The sequence below is a fragment of the Methanofastidiosum sp. genome, from assembly GCA_020854815.1.
GTDB lineage: Archaea > Methanobacteriota_B > Thermococci > Methanofastidiosales > Methanofastidiosaceae > Methanofastidiosum.
The window spans coordinates 1-8,406 of record JAHKLW010000072.1; the positions used below are offsets into that span (position 1 = coordinate 1).

At 36.0% G+C, this 8,406-nt stretch carries 10 protein-coding genes, 1 tRNA gene and 1 other RNA gene; 5 read left to right on the top strand and 7 right to left on the bottom strand.

The window, feature by feature from the left end; genetic code table 11:
• Positions 1-157 precede the first annotated feature (157 nt).
• Complete coding sequence (locus KO464_08975; protein ID MCC7573505.1) at positions 158-1,081, top strand: hypothetical protein; 924 nt, start codon at positions 158-160, stop codon at positions 1,079-1,081.
• Here the strand turns inward: KO464_08975 and cas4 are convergent.
• The 5 genes from cas4 to KO464_09000 are packed head-to-tail and all read right to left on the bottom strand — an operon-like array spanning position 1,078 to position 5,140.
• A complete protein-coding gene (gene cas4 / locus KO464_08980; GenBank protein MCC7573506.1) occupies positions 1,078-1,884 on the bottom strand; it encodes a CRISPR-associated protein Cas4 in 807 nt (268 codons plus the stop codon). The two genes, KO464_08975 and cas4, sit on opposite strands and share 4 nt — an antisense overlap.
• Before the next feature lie 15 nt (positions 1,885-1,899).
• The gene (locus tag KO464_08985) at positions 1,900-2,742 is read right to left on the bottom strand and encodes a UbiA family prenyltransferase (protein ID MCC7573507.1); all 843 of its coding nucleotides are present in this window, start codon (positions 2,740-2,742) and stop codon (positions 1,900-1,902) included.
• On the bottom strand, positions 2,733-3,836 hold the full coding sequence (gene thiI, locus KO464_08990; GenBank protein ID MCC7573508.1) for a tRNA 4-thiouridine(8) synthase ThiI: 1,104 nt from the start codon (positions 3,834-3,836) through the stop codon (positions 2,733-2,735). The genes KO464_08985 and thiI overlap by 10 nt, the downstream gene beginning before the upstream one ends.
• Positions 3,837-4,964 carry an O-phospho-L-seryl-tRNA:Cys-tRNA synthase gene (pscS, locus tag KO464_08995; protein MCC7573509.1) on the bottom strand — a complete coding sequence of 376 codons (1,128 nt, stop codon included), beginning with the start codon at positions 4,962-4,964 and terminating at the stop codon, positions 3,837-3,839. It abuts the gene before it with no gap.
• Positions 4,961-5,140, bottom strand: a complete 180-nt coding sequence (locus tag KO464_09000; protein MCC7573510.1) for a hypothetical protein — start codon at positions 5,138-5,140, stop codon at positions 4,961-4,963. Before KO464_09000 ends, pscS begins: the two co-directional genes overlap by 4 nt.
• Positions 5,141-5,242: 102 nt before the next feature.
• Between KO464_09000 and KO464_09005 the strand changes: the two genes are divergently transcribed.
• A complete protein-coding gene (locus KO464_09005) occupies positions 5,243-6,385 on the top strand; it encodes a pyridoxal phosphate-dependent aminotransferase (protein ID MCC7573511.1) in 1,143 nt (380 codons plus the stop codon).
• Here the strand turns inward: KO464_09005 and KO464_09010 are convergent.
• Positions 6,377-7,240, bottom strand: coding sequence for a DMT family transporter (locus tag KO464_09010; GenBank protein ID MCC7573512.1), 864 nt, complete (start codon positions 7,238-7,240; stop codon positions 6,377-6,379). The genes KO464_09005 and KO464_09010 overlap by 9 nt on opposite strands.
• 80 nt (positions 7,241-7,320) lie before the next feature.
• Between KO464_09010 and ffs the strand changes: the two genes are divergently transcribed.
• Positions 7,321-7,632: signal recognition particle sRNA (gene ffs, locus KO464_09015), an RNA gene on the top strand.
• Positions 7,633-7,668: 36 nt separating this feature from the next.
• A tRNA-Ser gene (locus KO464_09020) sits at positions 7,669-7,753 on the top strand.
• An 85-nt stretch (positions 7,754-7,838) separates the two neighbouring features.
• Here the strand turns inward: KO464_09020 and KO464_09025 are convergent.
• Entirely contained in the window at positions 7,839-8,006 is a 168-nt protein-coding gene (locus tag KO464_09025) for a hypothetical protein (protein ID MCC7573513.1), read from the bottom strand.
• Between the two features lie 194 nt (positions 8,007-8,200).
• On the opposite strand from KO464_09025, the gene KO464_09030 reads away from it, so the two are divergent.
• The gene (locus KO464_09030) at positions 8,201-8,362 is read left to right on the top strand and encodes a hypothetical protein (protein MCC7573514.1); all 162 of its coding nucleotides are present in this window, start codon (positions 8,201-8,203) and stop codon (positions 8,360-8,362) included.
• Positions 8,363-8,406 lie beyond the last annotated feature (44 nt).

An 8,406-nucleotide genomic window follows, 5' to 3' on the forward strand; every position in this document is an offset into this window, starting at 1 on the left:
CATATGGTTACCTTGGTCCCAAAGCTCTTGAAGCTGGGGCAAAAGACGTAATAAGAAAACCATTTAAGATCTCTGAGCTAAACGATCTAATTAACAAATATGCTAAGAAGTAGAAATAGTAATAACTCTTAAATATATTAAATTACAATTTAATATAATGGTCGTTGAAAAAAATCAAAAGAAGAAAACTCCAAAAAAATGGTTTATAATTCCAGTTATTTTTATAGCTGTATTCATATTGTTAGATAACGTTTTCTTCACCGAATATTACTCTTCTGGCCCCCCAATACCTCCGGTATTGGACCAAAACGCATCTGATGTTCAGGTTCAGGAATATGCCAATAAGATTGAAGACTTAGAAAAACTCCTTGCCATGACTCAGGAGGAAAACGAGCAACTACTCACTTATCAGAAACTTTTCATCAATTCTCAAAAAAGATCATCGCTAATTTTACAGAGATATTCTGAAAGGATAGAAAGGAATATAGTTGAAGACCAGAGAAATATGGGAAAGTTTATCATGCCAAATTCTGAAGGGATACAGAAAATAAATCAAGAAATACCTCAAGGAAATTATCTCTTGAATTCTTACAACTACATAATAGATAATTATTACTACTATTATGATCCATTTACCCGGACATCAGAAGGGACCCAAGAATGGACAAACATCAAGGCATATGATCTAAAAAATGAAAAATGGCTTGAAGTAAAACTCAGAGATTCAGTAACTCTACAAAATTTTCCAGACATTGTTTTTTACCCAGATGAGACTATAGATTTTGGCGGAGGGGATTGTGAGGATTTTGCTATTCTTTATACCTCAATGGCAATAACTAAAGGATATAGTTCATATGTTTATATTGTAGACATAGATAAAGACGGGATTAAAATACTTCATGCTATATCCACCGTTAATGATAGTATTCTTGTTGACATACCTTCAAAATTATACATAGAGGGGAAAGATTCAGAAGATCTTTTCAGCAAATATGTAACATCAATAAATGCTCAAAAAGTCACGATAGTTAATAGTTTCAATGATAAGGAATTCTCAAATATAAAAAAGACTTATACCTAACTACTCCAACAAAATTCATTATACCCGCATCTCTTACAGTAATTCTTCTTTTCTTTTTTAGGCTCCTTTTCTTCATCAAAAAGTTCCTTTACTCTTGATAGTATATCTAATACTTCTTTTTTGTCTTCTTCTTTTATAAGAAAAGGGATCCTCTGTTTAACTTGATAATACTCTAAAAATCCTAAGGGAATTTTAATCCCTCTTTCTTTTTCTAAAAGAAGAGCATACGCAGATACTTGCAATCTCTCATGTTTTCTGATACCGTTTGAAAATAAACCTGTTTTAAGTTCTACTGGGAACAGATTTCCTTCAGAATCTTCTTCAAGTTTGTCAATTTTTCCACTAAGCCCTAATTCATTTGAAGATATTGGATATTCCATATCCTTTAACATGAAGAGATTTTTGTAAAGATTTGGATCCTTCCCATAAAGGCCCATATATTTTTTGATTCTAATAGATTTTAGAAGTTCGTCTTCCTTCAATTCTTCTTGGAGCTCTTTAATAAGTTCTAGGTAATCCACACCGGCGTCTTTTAGCTTTTCCTTGTTCTTTATCATAATATTTTTGATTACCCTCTTTGAATCGGCGTAGAGTATCTTGAAGATTTCATCGATACCCATATTGCCATCTATTCTCTGTTCAATTATTATTCTTTCTCTGGAGAGAACTTCTTCGTATATTTTGTGTATTATAGTTCCCGTCAGCATCTCAGAAGTTTGGGGTAGTGGAAGTCCTTTTATTTTTTTGAGATATAACTTGTAAGGGCAGAATAGATACTCTGTAAGATCCGTGACATATATCATATCTTTATCCCCACATTAAACAATACGATAAATAATTCCGCTTAGAAGGAATATAACTAAGACAAGATACATCGCTTTCTTAATGCTTCTTTGTATCTTTCCCGGATTGTCCTTATTTTTAAGGATTCTTAGGAGTATGTATAATACATAAATTACAACTGGAGTCACTATTATCAAGTAGATATATCCATAAAGATTGCTAATAAAAGGGATATACAACAGAAAAACTGCAATCAATAAAAAAATAAAGGCCAAATTAAATGACTTAGGCTCTCCTATTATGGATGGAAGAGTTTTTGCACCTTTTTTAACATCACCTTCTAGATCTTCTATATCTTTCACAACTTCTCTTGAAACCATAGCAAAAAACGAGACAAGAGCAAGGATTAGAACGCCCTTGTAACTACCAATAGCCGTACCTCCATAAATAAAAGTTATTGAAGTAAGAAATGAAACAAGAAGATTCCCTGAAAAAGGCTTTCTCTTAAGAGTCATTGCATACAGATACATCAAGATGCAAGCTGCAACACATATAGAGAAGGCCAAAAGATTTACCATAAATGCAAGAATACACGCAACAATAAATGAAAAAATAGAAAAACTATAGGCTGCCTTTAGGCTCATTGCACCCCTGGGTAGTACTCTCTTAGGTGCATTTATCTTGTCTATCTCATAATCAAAGTAGTCATTAATTGTATTGCCACCGGCGCAAGCAAATACCGCAACAAAAAAAACTAAAATAATCTTGGGTATATCTAGGAATCCACCTCCGGCCACAAGTGCGCCTATCAAGACTGCAACTCCTGAAAAAAGTGCATTCGATGGTCTTGTTATTTCGACGAATTCTTTTACACCCATAGCATCTTCTCGATTTTTTCTAACTCTTCTATGCTGCCCGAAGTCATTGGATATTTTGGCGTGAATGGGCACTTTGGCTCTTTTTCTTTTGATATATCATAGGTATTTATCGTTCTCGCCATCTCGACTATCTCATTTTTATCATATGTCAAAACAGGCCTTAAAACTGGGACTTTAACAGTTGAGTCAAGGACAGTAAGATTTTTTAAGGTTTGGGAGGCCACCTGTCCAAGATTTTCACCAGTAACTATTGCGAAATAACCTTTTTCATTACACATTTTTTCAGCTTCTTTTAGAAATCTTCTCTTACAGAAAATACACAACCACTTTTCTTTTCCTTTTTCACATAGTCTTTGTTTTGTATCGGAAAGATATGGCACACCATCAATCACGTAATCCTTGATTTCATGGCCATATGAAAATTTTTGGAGATTTTCCTTTATATTAAGGTATTTTTGGTATCCTTCTTCTGTAATTTTAAAATGCATTAGATCAACTTTACATCCTCTTTTCATTAGTAGCCAGGCTGCAACTGGTGAGTCAATGCCGCTTGAAACAAGACATATTACTTGGCCTTGCACCCCAAGAGGTAAACCTCCAAATGCTTCAAGCCTTTCTGTGAAAAGATATGCATAATCATCAAGAAATTCTATTCCCATCTCAAAATCATAGTTCAAAAGGCTAACTTCCAGACCAAGAGATTCTTTAAGATAAGCACCCAGAACTTCATTGACTTCATTTGAAGTCATCGGGAACTCTTTGGTAATCCTCCTAGAACTAACTCTGAACTTCAAACCTTTATCTTTTGATAGCTCCAGAGACTTTTCTTTAATCTTTTCAAAATCTGCTTCCATTTTGATGGCAGGCGATAGTGATGTGATACCAAAGACATTCTTTAAAGCTATTGACGCTTCTCTAGTCTTATCGGTATAGACAATTAACCTTCCTAAAACAACATTAATCGATGAATAAGGAATATTATTTTTTTCAAGACAATCTCTCATGTTTTCCAATAGAGTTTTGTTCCACCATTTTCTTGTCTGATCGGACTTTAAGGCTATTTCTCCATATCTAACAAGGACGCAGCCTTCCAATTAGCCCCCTCCTATTTCAAGGAAGCTTTCGGCAACATAGCCAACTTGCTCCCATGAAAGCCCGTAAGTAGATATCTTAAACTTTCTTGTTCTGCCAGGTTTCATTCCAATTATGCCCCTATCTTTTAATTCATAATAAAGAAAATAGCCTTTTTTCTTGTGATTCTTTGCAATATTGTCGTAAACTGGAGTATCAAGCTTTATCAAATCGTGATTTTTAGGTTTCTCTCCGAGCTGTTTTATGTCAATTTTTTCTAACTCGCTAACAAGGTATCTGGCCTTTTTGACTTCATCGTCCCAATTCTTTACTCTCTCCTTAACAAATGGAAAAGATGCCATCAAAGCCATAAGTGATGCGCCCCTGGAAGAACATCCGAGTATCTCTAAAGGTTTTGACTTCCAGTTTGTCCCAGGTTTGAATACTTTATCTTGCCATCCTTCTTTTATTGCGAGTATCCCTATGTTACCTCCCCCGGCTGCCCATGATTTGTGACCAGAGCACGCTATAAAATCAGCACCAACTTTCTTTCCATCGATTTCCATCCTACCTGATGAGTATGCAGTATTAAGTAAAAAAGGAATAGAGTAATCATTACAAATCTTTCCAACTTCCTTTGCATCGACGAAGTTACCATATTCTCCGTCAACATGAGTCAATAAAGCAAGCTCTGGATATTTCCCAGTCTCTTTTTTGATGTTTTCAAATCCTTCGGCGTAATCTACAGGATTTATCTTGTACTCAGGCTCTCCGCTGTTTGGAACTTTGTATATTTTTAGTCCCGCCCTCTCTGCAGCAACTTCAGAGCTATAGTGCATGTTGCCATCACAAAGTATACTTCCGCCGCTTGAAATAGAATGCATCACACCGTACTTTGCTTCCCTACAGCCATTAGTTGGCAAGACATAATCCATTCCCAAGAAATCAGATACATCACCCAGAAATCCTGCTATATCTGGCTCAGTTGTAATGTGTAGAGCGCCTTTGCACCAGTCACATACAGAATATCCATCAATAAACGATATGATGGCTTTTCTGGCATCAGATGTAGTCCTACCGCCAGTTTGCAATGGATTCAGATTTATGAATGATTCTTCTCTATCCCTTATTTCAAGTTTTCCAATGTTCATTTGGACACCTTAGTTGAGATTGCATCACAATTATTTTTGATTTCATCAATAATAGCCAAAACTTGTTTTATTTCTTCTTCTTTCAATTTATGAAAAGGGGCTGTTTTTCTCCAAATCTCCCTCAAATCTTCTATTAGAAACGCCATTTGAAAAGTTTTTTCTACCACATCTTCCATGAGCATAATTATTTATAATTTTATTTAAGTATTGCCCTTGACTAGAAAAAATTTAACAGAAATCTTTAAAATTAATTACACTCTTTTAGGATAGTGGTTATAATGGTTGCAGAAAGAGTAAAACTTGTTATCCCTTCAAAAATTAGAGAGCTCTCAGAAAGAGCAAAAAAAATTGAAAATGTTATAAGCCTTGGTATAGGGGAGCCTGACTTTGATACTCCTTTGCATATAAAGGAAGCTGCAAAGACAGCCCTTGATCAAGGATTTACCCACTATACAGAAAATCAGGGCATGTTTAAAGTCAGAAAAGCAATTTCTGATAGATATATGCGATTATTTTCTACAGAGGCTCACCCTCAGAACATCCTTTTGACCGCAGGAGCATACGAAGCAGTTTATCTTGCGTTTATGGCACTTCTTAACAAGGGAGATGAGGTCTTGGTGCCTGACCCGATATTCTTATGTTACGAAAACGATGCTTACATGTCAGAATCGATACCTGTTAGAATTCCTTTATATGAAGAGAATAGCTTTAGACCCGCACAAGATGATATCCTTGAAAGAGTAAATCAAAAGACAAAAATGCTTGTTTTAAATTATCCTTCAAATCCTACCGGCGGTGTTCTCGAAAAGAAAGACTATAAGATGGTAGCGGATATATGCGAAGATAATAATCTATACCTACTATCTGATGATACTTACGAAGAGATTGTTTATGATGGATACAAGCCAGACTGCTTTTTGAACTATTATGATAAAACAATAATTACAAACTCTTTTTCAAAAAACTATGCAATGACCGGATGGAGAGTTGGATTTGTAGTAGCTGAAAAAGAGATGCTTACTCCAATGCTTAGAATCCACCAGTATGCAGTTTCATGTTTGAATACTCCATCACTGGAAGGAACATATACTGCATTAACATCTTCACAGCAATGCGTATCTGATATGGTAAGAGAGTATGAGAGAAGACGAAATCTTATCGTAAAAGGGCTGAACAATCTCCCAGGTGTTTCTTGTATAAATCCAAAAGGAACATTTTACTGCTTTGCCAATATAACAGAAACAGGTATGACTTCAAGAGAATTTTCTGACTTCATGCTTGACAATGCTAAAGTTGTAGTTGTTCCAGGAGATGCTTTTGGGGATAGAGGAGAAGGATTTATTAGATGCTCTTTCGCAACTGACTATGCAAAGATTGAAGAGGCCCTACTCAGGATGGAGAAGGCATTAAAATCATTTTGATTTTTTTATTAATATATATGCCCCAACCATTATTAACAAACCTCCAGTCCACCCTACTACTGTAAGTTTTTCGCCCAATATGAGATATGAAAGCAATGCCGATACTAGGGCACCCATTAAGAAGAATAATGTTGCAGTCAAGGGACCTTCAATTTCAATACCTCTATAGTAGAGGAAAATAAATATGATTTCCAGCAGTGCCAATGCAAGTATGGTGTAAGGAATTGAAGAAATAGGTGAGAGGGTAGTGAGGCCAAAAAGAGCAGATATTACAACGACTATGAAAATTGAGCCAATCAGGATTCTTATAGCTGAAATCATATAGGAGTTTACTTTTTTCATAGTTATTTTAGCCAAAACGTTTGTAAAACCCACTTGCATGGATGCCAGAAGAACTAATATATCTCCCCAGTGTGGATTCAAGGCTTTCCCATCAGTTGATATAAGATACATCCCGAGGAACATTATTACCATTGACGTGTACTGGCTCTTTTGAATCTTGTCCTTCAGCAAGAAATGTGAAAACAAGGCAGTAAATATAAAGACAAATCTAAATATGAATCCTGCATTTATTGCAAGTGTATAAGCCTGACCAAGATAAAGAGTCATCATTGCAGTACCGCTTCCAATTATCCCAATGATTGTTAGGTCTCTTTTTGGTAGTGGGACCTCATAGTTGACTTTATCTTTTAATAAAAATATTGCCAAAATCATCATTGGTATTGACAAAAGGGATCTGGAGGATACAAGACTATACGATGAGTATCCTTGGTTTAAGGCCATCTTCACAAGGATAATCGAAAATCCATACAAAGCAGATGAGATAGATAAAACAGCGATGCCTTCAGTTTTCATAAGAGATCTCCGATACTAAAATCTTTCATATCTGTTATATATGCTTTTTTCGTAAGCTTTTTATATAATTAATTTAATGTGGATTAGACTAGGCCGGGAGGTTAGGCGCCTTCTGTTACCTCAAACCGTCTTAAGAGGGGCCGAAGCCTGGAAAGCAGTTGGATACCTATATGGTGGAGTCCCTACGACGTTGAAGCCATGTCCTGCAGGATTGGCGGCGGAGCAGTCTATTTTGGAAGAGATGGACGAACCCTTCACCTTTCGAATCCCGCCAGGCCCGGAAGGGAGCAACGGTAGGGAGGACGTTTAATGCTTGCAGGGTAGCAGGGTCGAGTACGGGGGAATCCCTCCCTTGTAGTCTATTCTGCTCATTTCCAGGCGTGTCACTATCCATAAATTTAAAAACAAACTTAAATCATTTATTCTAAGCCGAGGTGGCCCAGCCTGGCACGGCGCGGGATTGCTAATCCCGTTCTCCCTGTGAGATCTAGGGTTCAAATCCCTACCTCGGCGCTAAGTCCGTTTTTCTCCCACATTTTGAACAGGAAAGCCAAAAAAGTAAAATTGAGCATCCCGCGCCTAAACACCCGTCAGGAGTTTAAGCGGTCTCTTTCTTGATACGATATCGCATTAGTTCATGAGAGATTATTCTCATTATCATTTCTGTGTCTTGAACTAATCCCTCATCGTCTTTCATTTCCTGAAGGGTGGCATAATCAGATCTAGGTAATCTGATCATTATTTCTTTTTTGTCTGATTTTGTCATGGAAATACCACCTTTCATAAACTAATTATAGAGTTATTCTATATATAAATCTATCGAATTTCTAAAATAGGTATTAAACTATCAATATTGTTTTTTTAAAATTGTGTTACATTAACGAAAGCTTTATAAATATGTTGTAATAACTTTATAATAACTATAAAAGTAATTTTATAGCAACTAATAGAGGAGTTATTATGGCATATACATTCGTAAGAACTCTAAGAAAATTGAGTAAGGACATGGTGGGATTTACACTTCCTACCGAATTAAGCAAAGTTATCGAAGTAGGAAAAGGCTACACGATAACAATCGATGAAATAGGAGTAGAAACCAGACCGGAGGTGAAAAATCCATGACATGGGAGCTAAAATGTGATAAGTGCGGAAAGTCTGTTGCAAAC